Source organism: Luteibacter sp. UNCMF366Tsu5.1 (genome assembly GCF_900119235.1).
Lineage (GTDB): Bacteria > Pseudomonadota > Gammaproteobacteria > Xanthomonadales > Rhodanobacteraceae > Luteibacter > Luteibacter flocculans.
Map to the genome: position 1 here is coordinate 565,047 of NZ_FPIS01000002.1, position 15,349 is coordinate 580,395.

24 protein-coding genes are annotated in these 15,349 nt (G+C 63.5%); 23 read left to right on the plus strand and 1 reads right to left on the minus strand.

The window, feature by feature from the left end:
• Positions 1–9 precede the first annotated feature (9 nt).
• The 21 genes from rplP to BT115_RS11830 all read left to right on the plus strand — a co-directional run bounded on the left by rplP (position 10) and on the right by BT115_RS11830 (position 12,143).
• On the plus strand, positions 10–423 hold the full coding sequence (gene rplP / locus BT115_RS11730) for a 50S ribosomal protein L16 (protein WP_072322774.1): 414 nt from the start codon (positions 10–12) through the stop codon (positions 421–423).
• Complete coding sequence (rpmC, locus tag BT115_RS11735) at positions 423–608, plus strand: 50S ribosomal protein L29 (RefSeq protein ID WP_072322775.1); 186 nt, start codon at positions 423–425, stop codon at positions 606–608. The genes rplP and rpmC overlap by 1 nt, the downstream gene beginning before the upstream one ends.
• An 11-nt stretch (positions 609–619) precedes the next feature.
• Positions 620–880 (plus strand): 30S ribosomal protein S17, encoded by a 261-nt coding sequence (rpsQ, locus tag BT115_RS11740; RefSeq protein ID WP_072322776.1) that lies wholly within the window; start codon positions 620–622, stop codon positions 878–880.
• 11 nt (positions 881–891) lie between these two features.
• A complete protein-coding gene (gene rplN, locus BT115_RS11745) occupies positions 892–1,260 on the plus strand; it encodes a 50S ribosomal protein L14 (protein ID WP_072322777.1) in 369 nt (122 codons plus the stop codon).
• A 14-nt stretch (positions 1,261–1,274) separates the two neighbouring features.
• Positions 1,275–1,586, plus strand: coding sequence for a 50S ribosomal protein L24 (gene rplX, locus BT115_RS11750; RefSeq protein WP_072322778.1), 312 nt, complete (start codon positions 1,275–1,277; stop codon positions 1,584–1,586).
• A 12-nt stretch (positions 1,587–1,598) separates the two neighbouring features.
• On the plus strand, positions 1,599–2,138 hold the full coding sequence (rplE, locus tag BT115_RS11755; RefSeq protein ID WP_072322779.1) for a 50S ribosomal protein L5: 540 nt from the start codon (positions 1,599–1,601) through the stop codon (positions 2,136–2,138).
• Between the two features lie 13 nt (positions 2,139–2,151).
• Positions 2,152–2,457 carry a 30S ribosomal protein S14 gene (gene rpsN, locus BT115_RS11760; RefSeq protein ID WP_072322780.1) on the plus strand — a complete coding sequence of 102 codons (306 nt, stop codon included), beginning with the start codon at positions 2,152–2,154 and terminating at the stop codon, positions 2,455–2,457.
• 127 nt (positions 2,458–2,584) lie between these two features.
• Positions 2,585–2,980: a 30S ribosomal protein S8 gene (rpsH, locus tag BT115_RS11765; RefSeq protein WP_072322781.1), complete on the plus strand. Its 396-nt coding sequence runs from the start codon at positions 2,585–2,587 to the stop codon at positions 2,978–2,980.
• Between the two features lie 11 nt (positions 2,981–2,991).
• Positions 2,992–3,519, plus strand: a complete 528-nt coding sequence (gene rplF, locus BT115_RS11770) for a 50S ribosomal protein L6 (RefSeq protein ID WP_072322782.1) — start codon at positions 2,992–2,994, stop codon at positions 3,517–3,519.
• Between the two features lie 30 nt (positions 3,520–3,549).
• A complete protein-coding gene (gene rplR, locus BT115_RS11775) occupies positions 3,550–3,900 on the plus strand; it encodes a 50S ribosomal protein L18 (RefSeq protein ID WP_072322783.1) in 351 nt (116 codons plus the stop codon).
• 120 nt (positions 3,901–4,020) lie between these two features.
• Positions 4,021–4,530, plus strand: coding sequence for a 30S ribosomal protein S5 (gene rpsE, locus BT115_RS11780; protein WP_072322784.1), 510 nt, complete (start codon positions 4,021–4,023; stop codon positions 4,528–4,530).
• The gene (rpmD, locus tag BT115_RS11785) at positions 4,523–4,720 is read left to right on the plus strand and encodes a 50S ribosomal protein L30 (protein ID WP_045831139.1); all 198 of its coding nucleotides are present in this window, start codon (positions 4,523–4,525) and stop codon (positions 4,718–4,720) included. The genes rpsE and rpmD overlap by 8 nt, the downstream gene beginning before the upstream one ends.
• Positions 4,721–4,725: 5 nt before the next feature.
• Positions 4,726–5,157, plus strand: a complete 432-nt coding sequence (gene rplO, locus BT115_RS11790) for a 50S ribosomal protein L15 (protein ID WP_072322785.1) — start codon at positions 4,726–4,728, stop codon at positions 5,155–5,157.
• Positions 5,158–5,161: 4 nt separating this feature from the next.
• Complete coding sequence (secY, locus tag BT115_RS11795) at positions 5,162–6,484, plus strand: preprotein translocase subunit SecY (RefSeq protein ID WP_072322786.1); 1,323 nt, start codon at positions 5,162–5,164, stop codon at positions 6,482–6,484.
• A 122-nt stretch (positions 6,485–6,606) separates the two neighbouring features.
• A complete protein-coding gene (gene rpsM, locus BT115_RS11800) occupies positions 6,607–6,963 on the plus strand; it encodes a 30S ribosomal protein S13 (protein ID WP_072322787.1) in 357 nt (118 codons plus the stop codon).
• 12 nt (positions 6,964–6,975) lie between these two features.
• On the plus strand, positions 6,976–7,362 hold the full coding sequence (gene rpsK / locus BT115_RS11805; protein ID WP_007513384.1) for a 30S ribosomal protein S11: 387 nt from the start codon (positions 6,976–6,978) through the stop codon (positions 7,360–7,362).
• An 11-nt stretch (positions 7,363–7,373) separates the two neighbouring features.
• On the plus strand, positions 7,374–8,000 hold the full coding sequence (gene rpsD, locus BT115_RS11810) for a 30S ribosomal protein S4 (RefSeq protein ID WP_029213873.1): 627 nt from the start codon (positions 7,374–7,376) through the stop codon (positions 7,998–8,000).
• 16 nt (positions 8,001–8,016) lie between these two features.
• Positions 8,017–9,015: a DNA-directed RNA polymerase subunit alpha gene (rpoA, locus tag BT115_RS11815; RefSeq protein WP_046967234.1), complete on the plus strand. Its 999-nt coding sequence runs from the start codon at positions 8,017–8,019 to the stop codon at positions 9,013–9,015.
• A gap of 210 nt (positions 9,016–9,225) precedes the next feature.
• Entirely contained in the window at positions 9,226–9,612 is a 387-nt protein-coding gene (gene rplQ, locus BT115_RS11820; RefSeq protein WP_072322788.1) for a 50S ribosomal protein L17, read from the plus strand.
• A gap of 614 nt (positions 9,613–10,226) precedes the next feature.
• Positions 10,227–10,727, plus strand: coding sequence for a disulfide bond formation protein B (locus tag BT115_RS11825; RefSeq protein WP_072322789.1), 501 nt, complete (start codon positions 10,227–10,229; stop codon positions 10,725–10,727).
• Positions 10,728–10,769: 42 nt separating this feature from the next.
• Complete coding sequence (locus BT115_RS11830; RefSeq protein ID WP_072322790.1) at positions 10,770–12,143, plus strand: class II 3-deoxy-7-phosphoheptulonate synthase; 1,374 nt, start codon at positions 10,770–10,772, stop codon at positions 12,141–12,143.
• A gap of 145 nt (positions 12,144–12,288) precedes the next feature.
• Here the strand turns inward: BT115_RS11830 and queG are convergent, their stop codons facing one another.
• The gene (gene queG / locus BT115_RS11835; protein ID WP_072322791.1) at positions 12,289–13,362 is read right to left on the minus strand and encodes a tRNA epoxyqueuosine(34) reductase QueG; all 1,074 of its coding nucleotides are present in this window, start codon (positions 13,360–13,362) and stop codon (positions 12,289–12,291) included.
• 35 nt (positions 13,363–13,397) lie between these two features.
• On the opposite strand from queG, the gene BT115_RS11840 reads away from it, so the two are divergent.
• Positions 13,398–14,870 carry a bifunctional ADP-dependent NAD(P)H-hydrate dehydratase/NAD(P)H-hydrate epimerase gene (locus tag BT115_RS11840; RefSeq protein WP_072322792.1) on the plus strand — a complete coding sequence of 491 codons (1,473 nt, stop codon included), beginning with the start codon at positions 13,398–13,400 and terminating at the stop codon, positions 14,868–14,870.
• Positions 14,867–15,337: a tRNA (adenosine(37)-N6)-threonylcarbamoyltransferase complex ATPase subunit type 1 TsaE gene (gene tsaE / locus BT115_RS11845; protein WP_072322793.1), complete on the plus strand. Its 471-nt coding sequence runs from the start codon at positions 14,867–14,869 to the stop codon at positions 15,335–15,337. Before BT115_RS11840 ends, tsaE begins: the two co-directional genes overlap by 4 nt.
• Positions 15,338–15,349: the final 12 nt, after the last annotated feature.

Consider the following 15,349-nt stretch of genomic DNA (forward strand, 5'->3'; position numbering starts at 1 on the left):
AGCGTTGCCATGTTGCAACCGAAGCGTACCAAGTACCGCAAGATGCATAAGGGCCGTAACGACGGCCTGGCATTCAACTCCAACCTCGTGAGCTTTGGCGAGTACGGCCTCAAGGCGACGACGCACGGTCAGTTGACCGCGCGTCAGATCGAAGCGGCCCGTCGTTGCATCACGCGCTACGTAAAGCGTGGCGGCAAGCTTTGGATCCGCGTGTTCCCGGACAAGCCGATCACCCGTAAGCCCATCGAAGTTCGAATGGGTGCCGGTAAGGGTGGCGTCGAGTTCTGGGTTGCACTGATCCAGCCCGGCCGCATGCTTTATGAAATCGAAGGTGTCGACGAGGCGACGGCACGCGAAGCGTTCCGTCTGGCGGCAGCCAAGCTCTCCGTGCAGACCCAGTTCGTCTCCAGGGCGGTGATGTAATGGCCAGCAAAGAAATCAAAGAGAAGTCGGCGGAAGAGCTGAAGCAGCATCTGCTGGACCTTCGCAAGGAGCAGTTCAATCTGCGCATGCAGAAGGGCTCCGGACAGCTCACTCAGCCGCACCAGCTGCGCCGCGTTCGGCGTGACATCGCCCGCACGAAGTTCGTGCTCGGCGGCAAGAAGTAAGGACGGCGGACATGAGCGATAACACGAAGACGGCGCGCACCCTCGAGGGCCGCGTCATCAGCAACAAGATGGCCAACACGGTAACGGTGTTGATCGAGCGCCAGGTGCAGCACCCGCTGCTCGGCAAGATCATCCGCCGTTCCACGAAGCTCCACGCGCACGACGAAACCGGTGCGAACGAGGGCGACGTGGTCCGTATTGCGGAATGCCGCCCGCTGTCGAAGACGAAACACCACCGCGTGGTCGAAATCGTCACGCGCGCTGAAGTTTAAGGAGAGCTGCGATGATTCAGATGCAAAGCACGCTTTCCGCGGCGGACAACAGCGGCGCGAAGGAACTGATGTGCATCAAGGTGCTGGGCGGCTCGAAGCGCCGTTATGCCAGCGTCGGTGATGTCATCAAGGTGACGGTCAAGGACGCCATTCCCCGCGGCAAGGTCAAGAAGGGTGAGGTGTACAACGCCGTGGTGGTTCGTACCGCCAAGGGTGTGCGCCGCGCTGACGGTTCGCTGATCCGTTTCGACGGTAACGCGGCCGTGCTCCTCAACAACAAGCTCGAGCCGATCGGTACCCGTATTTTCGGGCCGGTTACCCGCGAGCTGCGCAGCGAGAAGTTCATGAAGATCGTCTCGCTCGCGCCCGAAGTGCTCTGAGCGGAGGCCAGACCATGAACCGTATCCGCAAGGGTGATAACGTCGTCGTCATCACCGGCAAGAACAAGGGCCAGCGCGGCGATGTGCTGCGCGTCGATGGCGACCGCGTGGTCGTCTCGAACGTGAACCTGGTCAAGCGTCACACCAAGCCGAATCCGCAGGCCAACCAGCCGGGTGGAATCGTCGAGCGTGAGGCCTCGATCCATATCTCCAATGTCCAGCTCTTCAACTCTGCCTCGAACAAGGGCGAGCGCGTGGGCACCAAGACGCTCGAGGACGGGCGCAAGGTGCGCGTGTTCCGTTCGGGCGAAGTGGTCGACGCGTAAGGAACCGAAGTCATGACCCGCCTTGAAACGTTTTACAAAGAGTCGGTAATGCAGAAGCTCACTGAGCGCTTCGGTTACCAGAACGTCATGGAAGTCCCGCGCATCACGAAGATCACGCTCAACATGGGCGTCGGCGAAGCCGCCGGTAACAAGAAGATCCTCGACAACGCGGTCGCCGACATGACCAAGATCGCCGGCCAGAAGCCGATCACGACGAAGGCCCGCGTGTCGGTCGCTTCGTTCAAGATCCGCGACGGTTGGCCGATCGGCTGCAAGGTCACGCTTCGTCGTGCCCAGATGTGGGAATTCCTGGACCGCCTGATCAACATCTCGCTGCCGCGTACGCGCGACTTCCGTGGTGTCTCGGGCCGTGCCTTCGATGGCCGTGGTAACTACAACTTCGGCATCAAGGAACAGATCATTTTCCCGGAAATCGACTTCGATCAGGTTGACGCGCTGCGTGGCATGGATATCTCCATCACCACCACCGCCAAGACCGACGAAGAAGCCAAGGCGCTGCTGGAAGCCTTCAGCTTCCCGTTCCGCAACTGATCACAGGTAGAACATGGCCAAGACCTCGATGGTCGAGCGCGACCTCAAGCGCACCAAGCTCGTCAAGAAGTTCGCCGCTAAGCGCGCCGAACTGAAGGCGATCGTCCTGAGCGCTTCTGCGTCGTACGACGAGAAGATGGAAGCCCAGACCAAGCTGCAGAAGCTCCCGCGTGATGCCAGCCCGGTGCGCCAGCGTAATCGCTGCGCCCTGACCGGCCGCCCGCGTGGCGTCTACAGCAAGTTCGGCCTGGGCCGCAACAAGCTCCGCGAAGCCACCATGCGTGGCGATGTGCCGGGCCTGCGAAAGGCTAGCTGGTAAAAAACTCGCCAAGGGCGGGGCAAGCTGTTATAGTCGTCGGTCTGCGCAATGCAGACCGACGATTGTCGGCTTTACAATTCAAGATTTCCGGTAATTCGGATATCGGTGCACTCTCAAGGATTTTCTTATGAGCATGACTGATCCTATCGCCGATCTGTTTACGCGCATCCGTAATGGCCAGGCCTCTGGCAAGTCGGTTGTCCGTATGCCGTCGTCGAAGATGAAGCTGGCCCTGGCCAAGCTTCTGCAGAACGAAGGCTACATTCTCGACGCCCGTGCCGCTGACGAAGCGGGTAAGCCGGTGCTCGAAATCAAGCTGAAGTATTTCGAAGGCCGTCCGGCTATCGAGACCATCTCCCGTGTCAGCCGTTCCGGTCTCCGCGTCTATCGTGGCAAGGACGAGCTGCCGAAGGTTCTCGGCGGTCTGGGTATCTCGATCATCTCGACTTCCGCCGGTCTCCTGACCGACGCGCAGGCCCGTGCCAAGGGTCTGGGCGGCGAAGTCATCGGCCAGGTGGCGTAAGGAGTACCGACATGTCACGTGTAGCCAAGAAGCCCATCACCCTGCCGAAGGGCGTCGAACTCTCGATCGCCAATGGCACCGTCACCGTCAAGGGCCCGAAGGGCACCCTGACCACCCATGAGCTGCCGGGCATTTCGTTCCAGCAGGAAAATGGCGTGGCCAACGTCGTCGTCGCCGAAGGCGGGGATGACAAGTTCGGCGGTACCGCCCGCGCCATCGTCGCGAACATGATCCACGGCGTCGCCAACGGCTTCGAGAAGAAGCTGGAGCTGGTCGGCGTGGGTTACCGCGCGCAGCTCACCGGTAAGTCGGTGAACCTGTCGCTGGGTTATTCGCACCCGGTTGTCTTCGAGGCGCCGGAAGGCATCACCATCGAAGTCCCGACGCAGACGGAGGTGCTCATCAAGGGCGCCGACAAGCAGCTCGTCGGCCAGGTGGCAGCGAAGATCCGCGCGTTCCGTGCCCCCGAGCCCTACAAGGGCAAGGGTGTCCGTTACGCCGGCGAGACGATCATCCTGAAGGAAGCCAAGAAGGCCTAATCGGCCTATCCGCTTCCTGGAGACGAGACGATGAACAAGAACGAATCCCGCCTGCGCCGCGCCAAGTCGACCCGTGCTCACATCCGTGAGCTCGGCGCCGCCCGCTTGAGCGTGCATCGCACCGGTCAGCACATCTACGCCCAGGTTTTTGCACCGAACGGCACCGTCGTGGCTTCCGCCTCGACTGTGCAGAAGTCGGTGGCCGAAGGCCTCAAGAGCAAGAAGAACGTCGAAGCCGCCACCACGGTCGGTCGCGTCATTGCCGAGCGCGCCAAGGCCGCCGGCATCGAAGCCGTCGCGTTCGATCGCTCGGGTTTCCGTTATCACGGTCGCATCAAGGCTCTTGCCGATGCGGCGCGTGAGGCCGGCCTCAAGTTCTAAGAGGCGTCAGGCCACGGCATCGGCCCTTCGGGGCCGGTGCCGCCCGATGTAACTACAACTCCAAGCGGCGACCGAGCCGTAAACAGAAGTCCCGGTTCTTCCGGGCTATCAGGAAAAGAGATGTCCTCGACAGATCGCGAAAATTCGGACGGCATGCTTGAAAAGCTGATCGCCGTCAACCGCGTGGCCAAGACCGTCAAGGGTGGCCGCCAGATGAGCTTCACCGCGCTGACGGTTGTCGGCGATGGCGAAGGTCGCGTCGGCTTTGGTTATGGCAAGGCTCGTGAAGTGCCGGTCGCCATTTCCAAGGCCATGGAGCGCGCCCGCCGCAACATGGTGAGCATTGAACTGAACAACGGCACGCTTTGGTACGCCATCAAGGCCAACCACGGCGCCGCTCGCGTCTTTATGCAGCCCGCTTCCGAAGGTACCGGCGTGATCGCCGGCGGTGCCATGCGCGCCGTGCTCGAAGTGGTCGGCGTGAAGAACGTCCTCGCGAAGGCCGTCGGCTCGCGCAACCCGATCAACCTCGTCCGCGCGACGATCAAGGGTCTGCAGGCCGTCGCCTCGCCGAAGCGCATCGCCGCCAAGCGTGGCAAGACGATCGAAGAGGTGCTGGGCAATGGCTAAGAACAACGAAACCGCTGGCACCGTCCGCGTTCGCCTGGTCAAAGGCCTTCGTGGTGTGCAGGGGCGTCATCGTCTGAGCGTCAAGGCCCTGGGTCTTAACAAGCTCAACGACGTGCGCGAACTGAAGGATAGCCCCCAGGTCCGTGGCCTCATCAACACGGTCTACTACCTGGTTCGGGTCGAGGAGTAAGCATCATGCGTCTTAACGACATCAAGCCCGGCAAGGGCGCTCGCAAGACCCGCACCCGCGTTGCTCGCGGTATCGGTTCCGGCCTCGGCAAGACCGCCGGCCGCGGCCACAAGGGTCAGCACGCTCGTGCCGGTAACACGCACCGCGTCGGTTTCGAAGGCGGCCAGATGCCGCTGCAGCGTCGCCTGCCGAAGGTCGGCTTCCGCTCGCTGAAGAAGGCCGATACGGAGCAGGTCATGCTCTACAAGCTGGCCGCGATCCAGGGCGACACGATCGACCTCATCGCACTGCACGCTGCCGGTCTCGTGACCAGCCGCGCCAAGAAGGTCAAGGTGGTGCTGAAGGGCGAGATCAATCGCGCCATCAAGCTCCAGGGCGTGCTTGCGACGGCCGGCGCCAAGGCGGCCATCGAAGCCGCCGGCGGCAGCGTGGAGTAATCAGGTGGCTGCAGCGCAGGGCACAACGCTCGGCTCGCTGGGCAAACTGACGGAACTGCGTCAGCGCATCTTTTTCCTTATTGGTGCGCTGATCGTCTTCCGCCTCGGTTCGTTCATTCCCGTTCCGGGCGTGAACCCCGAGGCGATGACGAGCCTGGTCGAGGGCGGCGGCGGCCTCCTGAACATGGTCAACATGTTCTCGGGTGGCTCGCTCTCCCGCTTCTCGGTGTTCGCTCTCGGTGTGGTGCCGTACATTTCGGCATCGATCGTGGTGCAGATGATGGGCTCGGTCGTTCCGGCGCTCATGGCGCTGCGCAAGGAAGGCGAGGCGGGTCGTCGCAAGATGACCACGTACACGCGTTTCGGCACGGTAGGTCTGGCGGCTTTCCAGGCGTTCGGTATCGCTGTTGCCCTGCAGAAGCAGGTGGCAGCGGGCGGTGCGCCGGTGGTCTACATGCCGGGCGCCGGCTTCGTCCTGGCATCCGTCGTCGGCCTCACCGCCGGCACGATGTTCCTGATGTGGCTGGGCGAGCAGATCACGGAGCGCGGTATCGGAAACGGTATCTCGATGCTGATCTTCGCCGGTATCGTTGCGGGTCTGCCGGGTGCCATCGCGCACACGCTGACCATGGCGAACAACGGCGAGCTGTCGGTCCTGAAGCTGCTGATGGTTACCGTGGTGATCCTCGCGGTCACGGCCTTCGTGGTGTTCATGGAGCGCGCCCAGCGGCGCATCACCGTGAACTATGCGAAGCAGGGTAGCCAGCGTCAGTTCCAGCGCCAGACCTCGCACCTGCCGCTGAAGATCAATATGGCGGGCGTCATTCCGCCGATCTTCGCGACCAGCCTGCTGCTCTTCCCCGCAACCGCGGCGACCTGGTTTGGCTCTGCCCACCAGTCCCGTTGGCTGCAGTGGTTGACCACGGCGCTGAGCCCGGGGGAGCCGGTCCACGACATCGTGTTCGCCGTGCTGGTGATCGGTTTCGCCTTCTTCTATACCGCGATCGTGTTCAATTCGCAGGAAACGGCCGATAACCTCAAGCGTTCGGGGGCGTTGATCCCGGGTATTCGTCCGGGTCGTGCCACGGCCGACTATATCGATGGCGTCATGACCCGGCTTACCGGTGTCGGCGCGCTCTACATCGTGCTGGTCTGCCTGGTGCCGACGTTCATGCAGAACGCCTGGCACGTACCGTTCTATTTCGGCGGCACGTCGCTGCTGATCGTGGTGGTGGTGGTGATGGACTTTACGGCTCAGGTCCAGGCCCATCTTGTGAGCCACCAGTACGAGAGTCTGCTTAAGAAGTCGAATCTCCGTCGTAGCTGAGACGCGACAGAGACCCCCACAGGGAGGTCTCGGGGTGCTAGACCCCGGGACTTCCGGTTTAGGTTAATTCAGGTTAGAATTGCGCGTTTACCGCGCACGAAACGCATCGGAGACAGTACATCATGGCGCGCATCGCGGGTGTCAATTTGCCGGTCCAGAAGCATGTCTGGGTTGGTTTGCAGAGCATTTACGGAATCGGCCGTTCGCGGGCGAAGCAGGTTTGTGTCGACGCGGGCGTGGTTGCGACCACCCCGATCAAGTCGCTGAGTGAGGGCGAGGTCGAGAAGATCCGTGCCGAAGTCGCGAAGTACACGGTCGAAGGCGACCTTCGCCGCGAAATCGGCATGGCCGTCAAGCGTCTGATGGACCTTGGTTGCTACCGTGGCCTGCGCCATCGTCGCGGCCTGCCGGTGCGCGGCCAGCGCACGCGTACCAACGCCCGTACCCGTAAGGGTCCGCGTCGTCCGATCAAGAAGTAACGGATACCGAATATGGCTAAGCCGGTTAAGACCAAGAAGAAGATCAAGCGCGTCGTCACGGATGCCGTGGCCCACGTGCAGGCTTCTTTCAACAACACCATCGTCACGATCACCGACCGTCAGGGCAATGCTCTGTCGTGGGCGACGGCGGGCGGCGCGGGTTTCCGCGGTTCCCGTAAGTCGACCCCGTTCGCAGCGCAGGTTGCCGCCGAAAAGGCTGGCCGCGCCGCGGGCGACTACGGTGTCAAGACCGTGGAAGTGCGCATCAAGGGCCCCGGCCCGGGCCGCGAGTCGGCGGTGCGCTCTCTGAACGCGTTGGGCTACAAGGTGCTCAACATTATTGACGTCACGCCGATTCCGCATAACGGCTGCCGTCCCCCCAAGAAGCGTCGCGTCTAAGGAGCATAACCATGGCCCGTTATCGTGGAGCTACCTGCAAGCTGGCGCGTCGTGAGGGTGCTGACCTCGGTCTGAAGAGCCCTGCTCGCGCGCTTGATTCCAAGTGCAAGCTCGAAAACAAGCCCGGCCAGCATGGCGCCAACAAGCGCGCCCGTCTGTCCGACTACGCTGTTCAGCTTCGTGAGAAGCAGAAGGTCAAGCGCATCTACGGCGTGCTTGAGCGTCAGTTCAGCAATTACTACACCAAGGCTTCGACCCAGAAGGGCAACACGGGTGAAAACCTGCTTCGCCTCCTGGAAAGCCGTCTCGACAATGTCGTCTACCGCATGGGTTTCGCGGTCACCCGCGCCCAGGCTCGCCAGCTGGTGGCTCATAAGTCCGTCACGGTCAACGGTAAGAAGGTCAACGTGCCTTCGTACCACGTCCGTCCGGGCGATGAGGTCTCGCTGACCGAGAAGGCCCGCACGCAGTTGCGCGTGCAGGAAGCGGCGACGATCTACGACACGATGGATCTTCGTCCGTCGTGGGTCGAGGTCGACAGCAAGAAGTTCGCAGGCACGTTCAAGGCCGTTCCGGATCGTGGCGATCTGCCGGCCGATATCAACGAAGCCCTGATCGTCGAGCTTTACTCGAAGTAATCCACCGGAGCCTTGCATGGCAGTTTCGTCAACTAGTGTGCTGCGGCCTCGTGGCCTCAGCGTCGAGCAGCTTGGAGCGAACCGCGCGAAGGTGGTGGTCGAGCCGCTCGAGCGTGGCTTCGGTCACACCCTGGGCAACGCGCTGCGTCGCGTGCTGCTCTCTTCGATTCCGGGCAGCGCGATCGTCGAGGTCGAAATCGACGGCGTGCTGCACGAGTACACCACCTTGGAAGGCCTGCAGGAGGACGTGATCGAAGTCCTGCTGAACCTCAAGGACGTTGCCATCCGTCAGCACAGCGGTGATGAAGTCACCCTGACGCTGTCGAAGAAGGGCAAGGGCGTGGTCACGGCCGGCGATATCGCCGTCGATCACTCCGTCGAAATCGTGAACCCCGAACACGTGATCTGCCACCTCACCAAGGATGTGGCGCTCAACATGCGTTTGAAGGTGCGTCGTGGCGTCGGCTACCAGCCGGCCAGCGCGCGCCAGCATCCGGATGATGAGACGCGTCCGATCGGTCGTCTGCAGCTCGACGCGTCATTCGCGCCGGTCCTGCGCGTGGCTTATGAAGTGGACGCCGCTCGTGTCGAGCAGCGCACCAACCTCGACAAGCTCGTGCTCGACATCGAGACGAACGGCACGATCGGTGCTGAAGACGCCGTCCGTAAGGCGGCCGAGATCATCAACGATCAGCTCTCGGTGTTCGGCGATTTCTCGCGTCGCGAAAGCGATTCGACCAAGGCGGAGAAGGGCGGTTTCGATCCGCTCCTGCTGCGCCCGATCGACGACCTCGAACTCACGGTCCGTTCCGCCAACTGCCTCAAGGCCGAAAGCATCTACTACATCGGCGACCTGGTCCAGAAGACCGAAGTCGAGTTGTTGAAGACGCCGAACCTGGGCAAGAAGTCCCTGACCGAAATCAAGGACGTGCTGGGCGGACGTGGTCTCGCTCTCGGCATGAAATTGGAAAACTGGCCGCCGCCGGGTCTCTCGCACGGCATGCAGCTGGGCTGATGTAAACGGGGCGATCGACATTCGATCGCCCCGGTCCTTTGCGCCATCCGTGGGATGCCTCAGGCACTTCCTTCGGAATTCGAAAGCGGTCCAAAGAGGCCGTGCTCTTATAACGAGGCGTTTTGACAGCCTCGCATCAGCGGGTAACCGCGGGAAGTCGGCTCATCCTGACCGGCTTTTCATAACAACAGACATTGAGAGTAAATCGCCATGCGCCACCAGAAATCCGGTCGCAAGCTCAACCGTACGAGCAGCCACCGCGAAGCCATGTTCAAGAACATGGCCGCGTCGCTGATCAAGCACGAGCTGATCCGCACCACCCTTCCCAAGGCCAAGGAACTCCGTCGCGTTGCCGAGCCGCTCATCACGCTCGCCAAGACCGATGGCGTTGCCAACCGCCGCCTCGCTTTCTCGCGCCTGCGCGACAAGCAGGCCGTCGGCAAGCTGTTCGTCGAACTCGGTCCTCGCTACCGCGAGCGTCCCGGCGGCTACCTGCGCATCCTCAAGTGCGGCTTCCGCCCGGGCGACAATGCGCCGATGGCGTATGTCGAACTGGTCGATCGTCCGACCCAGGGCGAAGCCGTCGACGCCGAGTAAGCCTCCAGGCTGATCGCGTATCGAGACCCCGGCAGGGTGACCTGCCGGGGTCTTTTTTTTTGCTTCCGCGGTGGTGGGCGTACGGGTAGCTAGCCCTAGAGCGTTGACCGTCGTTTGGGTTTTGCTTCGCTAGGTTTCGCCCTAGAGCCTGCGCCTGGGGCTTGAAGGTCCGCCGCCGTTCCGCAGCCCTCGGCGCGACTTGGCGTAACCGAGCGGCACGAGCGATAAGGCCCGCAGGGGGCCGGCCAGGGACGCCGCATCGGAAACCCCCGTTCGTGACGCGGGCGCGCAGGGGCGCAGCCATCAGACACGGCCGCGTAGCGGCCTCCCTACCCAAGCGAAGGTGCAGCCGAAGCGCCGAGCACGGTGGCCGACGGCGGTCCCGCAGAACCCGCGCTGTCGCTCTCCGCGATTCCGCCCGCCTGCATTGCACTTACGCACGCCGCGCCACCGAAATCCAACGAAGCGCACAGCGAGTACCGCCAACATCCAAGCGATAACCGCATGCTTGAACGCAACCCATTGACTTGGTTACAAAGGAAACTTCGTGCGAGTGCTGACAAGCGCATGCACAAAGAGTTAACGTGGGTGTCCCGCAACGCACCATCCCCGGTATGAACCCTCGTCTTTGGTCTTTCCGTACGCGCTATCTCGCCGGCTTCGTCGTGTGCGTTGCGCTCATGGCTTTTGCGCTGTACGCGCAATACGTGATGCATCTGGATCCATGCCCGCTGTGTATTTTCCAGCGCATCGCCGTGTGCTTCATGGGTCTGTTCTTTCTGGTGGGTGGCTTGCACGCGCCCGCACGCATCGGCATGCGCGCGACGTATGCCGGGCTCGTCACGCTGGGCGGCCTTTGGGGCATCGCCACGGCAGGCCGCCATCTCTGGCTGCAGTCGTTGCCGGCCTCCGAGGTTCCTGCGTGCGGCCCCGGGCTCGGTTACCTGTTCGATGCGTTTCCCTTTGCGAAGATGCTGAAACTCGCATTCACCGGCTCCGGTGAATGCGCGAAGATCGAACCCATTCTTGGTATTCCGATGCCCGGTTGGACCCTGTTGTGGTTCATTGTCCTCATCGTCTGGGCCCTTCTGGCCGTTCGTCGTTCCGTTCGTTGACCTCCCGCGCCTCGCAAGGCGCACTTCACGTAGAGCACCGTCATGCAGCACTCCCTCAAGACCGTAACGCCTCCGTCCCTCGACTGGACGCCGGGTTCGTGGCGGTCGAGGACCGCCCTCCAGCAGCCGACCTATGAAGACGCCGACGAACTGGCGCGCGCGCTTGCACAACTGGGCGATCTGCCGCCGCTGGTGACCTCCTGGGAGATCCTCGCGCTGAAGCAGCGCATCGCCGAGGCCCAGGAAGGCGAGCGTTTTCTGCTTCAGGGCGGTGACTGTGCGGAGAGCTTCGCCGACTGCAACAGCTCGATCATCTCCAATCGCCTCAAGGTGCTGCTGCAGATGAGTCTCGTGCTCGTGCACGGGCTGAAGAAGCCTGTGCTGCGTGTGGGTCGGTTTGCCGGTCAATACGCCAAGCCGCGTTCCGCCGATAACGAGACACGCGACGGCGTGACGCTGCCGGCGTTCCGCGGCGACCTGGTCAACAGTCCTGAATTCACCGCCGAAGCGCGGCGTGCCGATCCGCAGCGTCTCATCAAGGCGCATGCGCGTTCGGCCATGACGATGAACTTCGTTCGTGCGCTCATCGATGGCGGTTTCGCCGACCTGCATCACCCGGAGTACTGGGATCTCGCGTGGGTGGAGCATTCTCCGCTCGCGGCCGAGTACAAGCGCATGGTCGCCAGCATCGGCGATTCGCTGCGCTTCATGGAGACCCTCGCCGGGCAGTCCATTTCCAGCTATTCGCGCGTGGATTTCTACACCTCGCACGAAGCGTTGCTACTTCATTACGAAGAAGCACTGACGCGCCGCGTGCCGCGACAGCATGGCTGGTTCAACCTGTCGACGCACTTCCCGTGGATCGGCATGCGTACGGCGGCGCTCGATGGCGCGCACACGGAATACTTCCGCGGCATACGTAACCCGATCGCCGTCAAGGTGGGGCCGACCGTGCAGCCGGATGATCTGCTGCGCCTCATCGACGTGCTCAACCCGAACGAGGAAGCGGGTCGCCTGACGTTGATCCATCGCATGGGCAACGACAAGATCGCCACGCAGTTGCAGCCGTTGCTCGAAGCGGTAAAGCGCGAAGGCCGTCGCGTTTTGTGGGTGGCCGATCCGATGCACGGCAACACCGAGAGCACCAGCAACGGCTACAAGACCCGCCGTTTCGCGAATATCGCAGGCGAACTCGATCAGGCGTTCGACATCCATGCCGCGGCCGGCACGCGACTGGGTGGCGTGCATCTGGAACTGACCGGCGAGAACGTCACGGAATGTCTCGGCGGTGCGCGCGGTCTCGTGGAGCAGGATCTCGACCGTGCCTACAAGTCGATGGTCGATCCACGCCTCAACTACGAGCAGTCGCTCGAGCTCGCGATGCTGATCGTGAGGAAGTCGGGCGGGATGGTCTGATCGGACAGTTGCGTGGCCTCATCATGTCCCATGCCGGCTCATCGCCATCGCGGCGAGCCGGCATGGCGATCATGCATCACGCACCTTGGGCACCTTGGCTGGGCGTGATCGTCACTAACGTTTGGCGCGGAGGACGTCTGATCGCTCAGTGCGTTCGACGCATCTGTTGTTCGAGCGCCCAAGCAACATGTTCACGGACCATCGGTGACGGATGATCTGCCCGCGCATTGAGCGCCGATAGGATTTCATCGCTAGCCGGCGCATTGCCGAGCCCGACCGCAAGGTTGCGTAGCCACCCTTCGTAGCCTGTGCGTCGGATCGCCATACCCTCGGTGCGCGAGAGAAACTCCTCTTCGCTCCATGCGAAAAGTTCGACGAGTTTGGGTCCGTCGAGGCTGTGGCGCGGTGCGAAATCGGGTTCTGCCGCTTCCTGGGCGAACTTGTTCCACGGGCAGATGAGTTGGCAGTCGTCGCAGCCGAAGACGCGGTTGCCCATGGGTTCGCGCAGCTCGACGGGAATGCTGCCTTTCAGCTCGATGGTGAGATACGAGATGCAGCGGCGCGCATCGAGGCGATAAGGCGCCACGATCGCCTGGGTAGGGCAGATATCGATGCAGCGTCGGCAACTGCCGCAGTGCGCGCTGGCCGGCGCGTCGAGCGGCAATGGCAGGTCGGTGTACAGCTCGCCGAGGAAAAAGTACGAACCCGCGCGCTTGTTGATCAGCACCGTGTGCTTACCGATCCAGCCAAGGCCCGCGTTGCGTGCAATCGCCTTCTCGAGCACCGGTGCCGAGTCGACGTACGCGCGGTACTTGAACTCGCCGATACGCTCTTCGATACGCGACGCGAGCTTCTGCAAACGGTTGCGCATCAGCTTGTGATAATCGCGGCCGAGCGCATAACGAGCGACATAGGCTTTCTCGCCGTCGCGGATCACATCCCACGCATTCGGCACGCCGGGCGGCGTGTAGTCCATGCGCAGGGAGATGACCCGCAGCGTGCCGGGCTCGAGTTCGGCCGGGCGGCTGCGCCGCGTGCCATGCCGTGCCATGTAGTCCATCTCGCCGTGGTGCCCGTCGGCGAGCCAGCGTTCCAGATAGGCTTCGTCGTTTCCGAGATCCGTGCCTGCGATGCCGACGTCGGCGAAGCCGAGTTCGCGCGCCCATTGCTTGATGTCGGCGGCGAGGGCGGCGTAGTCGATGGAAGGTGGGGCAGGCATGCGCCCATTCTACCGGGGGCTCCTATAATCGGCCGATGACCGCTCACGATCCCGCCGTCGACCTCTTCACGTCCGCGCAATCGCGCGCCATCGACCAGCGCGCCACGCGCGAGCTGGAGATTCCCGGCTTCGAATTGATGACACGTGCGGCATCCGCTGCGTACGCCATGCTGCGCCGACGCTGGCCGGCGTCTCGCCGCGTGCGCGTCGTCTGCGGCGGCGGCAACAACGGTGGCGACGGTTACCTCGTCGCGCGCGATGCGCTTGCCGATGGCCTCGCCGTGGATCTCATTGCGCTGGACCCGCCAAAAGGCGACGACGCGCGCCGCGCGCGGCAGGCGTTCGAGGCGCTCGGTGGTGTCGCCCAACCTCTTTCTGCCTGGGGCGGTCTCGCGCCTGCCGACGTGATGGTCGACGCCATCTACGGCACCGGCCTCAATGGAGCGCCCGAAGGTGAGGCGCGGGAGGCTATCGAGGCGATCAATGCCGCGCGAGTCCCGCTATTGGCCCTGGATGTCCCGTCCGGCCTTTCGGCCGACACGGGTGCCTGCCCGGGCGTGGCCGTGCGCGCCACGGCCACGGCGACCTTCATCGTCCGCAAGCGCGGGCTGTACACGCACCAAGCCGAAGTGGCCGGCGACGTCGAATTGCATACGCTCGATCTGCCGGCCTCGGTCCTGGAGGCGCCCGACGCCCGCCTGCTGGTGGCCGAGAGCCTTCCGCCGCGGGCGCTGGACTCGCACAAGGGCAGCAACGGCCACGTCCTCGCGATCGGCGGCGACCACGGTACGGGCGGCGCGATCCGCATGGCGGCCGAAGCGGCACTGCGTACGGGGGCGGGTCTCGTCAGCGTCGCAACGCGCGACCAGAACGTCCTGGCGATGAATGCGGCGCGGCCCGAACTCATGCCCCACGGCGTGGACGGCCCGCAGACGCTGCAGCCGATGCTCGACAAGGCGTCCGTGCTGGCGCTCGGCCCGGGCCTGGGTCAGGCCGCATGGGGCCATGCCTTATGGACGACCGCGCTGGATGCTGACAAGCCGACGGTACTCGATGCCGACGGCCTCAACCTCCTGCATTCCGAACCGCGTGCGTTGCCCGCTAAGACGGTGCTCACGCCGCATCCGGGGGAGGCGGCCCGTTTGCTCGGTATGTCCACGACCGACGTGCAGGCCGATCGCTTCGCCGCGGCGCGCGCGCTGGCTGCGCGCTTCCAAGCCACGGTCGTGCTCAAGGGCAACGGCAGCCTGATCGCTTCTGCAGAAGGCGAGGTGTCGGTTTGCCCGTGGGGTAACCCCGGTATGGCCAGTGGCGGCATGGGCGACACGCTCACGGGAATCATCGCGGGCCTGCTCGCCCAGGGATGCGAGCCCTACCACGCGGCTTGTCTCGGCGTGGGGCTCCACGCACGCGCAGCCGACGTCGCCGCGCGGGAGGGACAGCGCGGCTTGCTGGCGGGCGATCTGCTGATCCCGTTGCGCCGTCTCGTCAACGGGGTGCACGCATGAGCGGAGGGGGCGACCGTTACCTGGCGGACGAGGAAGCCACGCTCGCGCTGGGGCAGCAGTTCGCTGCTGCGCTGGATGGGGGGCTGGTCATGCACCTGTACGGCGACCTCGGTGCGGGCAAGACTACCTTTGCACGTGCCTTCCTGCGTGCGCTTGGCGTCGGCGAGCGGGTGAAAAGCCCGACGTACAGCCTGATCGAGGGCTACGACGTCGGCGAGCGCCGCGCTTTCCATCTGGATCTCTACCGCATTGCGGACCCCGGGGAGCTGGAATGGCTGGGGTTGGACAGCCTCGCCGAACCCGGCGCCATCGTGCTGGTGGAGTGGCCCGAGCGCGGTGCAGGAGCGTTGCCGCCAGTGGATCTCGCCTTGCATTTCCGCCATGACGGCACCGGTCGTGCCGTGCGGGTGGAGGCTGCGTCGGAGGCTGGGCAGCGGTTTAGCGAACGCCTGCAAGGCAACCGATAACGACAGTGGGTC

Coding starts and splice junctions, on each gene's coding strand:
- rpoA (WP_046967234.1), top strand. CDS start 8,017: ATGGCAGTTTCGTCAACTAGTGTGCTGCGGCCTCGTGGCCTCAGCGTC.
- rpmD (WP_045831139.1), top strand. CDS start 4,523: ATGGCTAAGAACAACGAAACCGCTGGCACCGTCCGCGTTCGCCTGGTC.
- rpsN (WP_072322780.1), top strand. CDS start 2,152: ATGGCCAAGACCTCGATGGTCGAGCGCGACCTCAAGCGCACCAAGCTC.
- rplQ (WP_072322788.1), top strand. CDS start 9,226: ATGCGCCACCAGAAATCCGGTCGCAAGCTCAACCGTACGAGCAGCCAC.
- queG (WP_072322791.1), bottom strand. CDS start 13,362: ATGCCTGCCCCACCTTCCATCGACTACGCCGCCCTCGCCGCCGACATC.
- tsaE (WP_072322793.1), top strand. CDS start 14,867: ATGAGCGGAGGGGGCGACCGTTACCTGGCGGACGAGGAAGCCACGCTC.
- rpsE (WP_072322784.1), top strand. CDS start 4,021: ATGTCCTCGACAGATCGCGAAAATTCGGACGGCATGCTTGAAAAGCTG.
- rplP (WP_072322774.1), top strand. CDS start 10: ATGTTGCAACCGAAGCGTACCAAGTACCGCAAGATGCATAAGGGCCGT.
- rpsH (WP_072322781.1), top strand. CDS start 2,585: ATGAGCATGACTGATCCTATCGCCGATCTGTTTACGCGCATCCGTAAT.
- rplO (WP_072322785.1), top strand. CDS start 4,726: ATGCGTCTTAACGACATCAAGCCCGGCAAGGGCGCTCGCAAGACCCGC.
- rplF (WP_072322782.1), top strand. CDS start 2,992: ATGTCACGTGTAGCCAAGAAGCCCATCACCCTGCCGAAGGGCGTCGAA.
- BT115_RS11830 (WP_072322790.1), top strand. CDS start 10,770: ATGCAGCACTCCCTCAAGACCGTAACGCCTCCGTCCCTCGACTGGACG.
- BT115_RS11825 (WP_072322789.1), top strand. CDS start 10,227: ATGAACCCTCGTCTTTGGTCTTTCCGTACGCGCTATCTCGCCGGCTTC.
- rpsM (WP_072322787.1), top strand. CDS start 6,607: ATGGCGCGCATCGCGGGTGTCAATTTGCCGGTCCAGAAGCATGTCTGG.
- rplX (WP_072322778.1), top strand. CDS start 1,275: ATGAACCGTATCCGCAAGGGTGATAACGTCGTCGTCATCACCGGCAAG.
- rpsD (WP_029213873.1), top strand. CDS start 7,374: ATGGCCCGTTATCGTGGAGCTACCTGCAAGCTGGCGCGTCGTGAGGGT.
- rplR (WP_072322783.1), top strand. CDS start 3,550: ATGAACAAGAACGAATCCCGCCTGCGCCGCGCCAAGTCGACCCGTGCT.
- rpmC (WP_072322775.1), top strand. CDS start 423: ATGGCCAGCAAAGAAATCAAAGAGAAGTCGGCGGAAGAGCTGAAGCAG.
- rplN (WP_072322777.1), top strand. CDS start 892: ATGATTCAGATGCAAAGCACGCTTTCCGCGGCGGACAACAGCGGCGCG.
- BT115_RS11840 (WP_072322792.1), top strand. CDS start 13,398: ATGACCGCTCACGATCCCGCCGTCGACCTCTTCACGTCCGCGCAATCG.
- rplE (WP_072322779.1), top strand. CDS start 1,599: ATGACCCGCCTTGAAACGTTTTACAAAGAGTCGGTAATGCAGAAGCTC.
- rpsQ (WP_072322776.1), top strand. CDS start 620: ATGAGCGATAACACGAAGACGGCGCGCACCCTCGAGGGCCGCGTCATC.
- rpsK (WP_007513384.1), top strand. CDS start 6,976: ATGGCTAAGCCGGTTAAGACCAAGAAGAAGATCAAGCGCGTCGTCACG.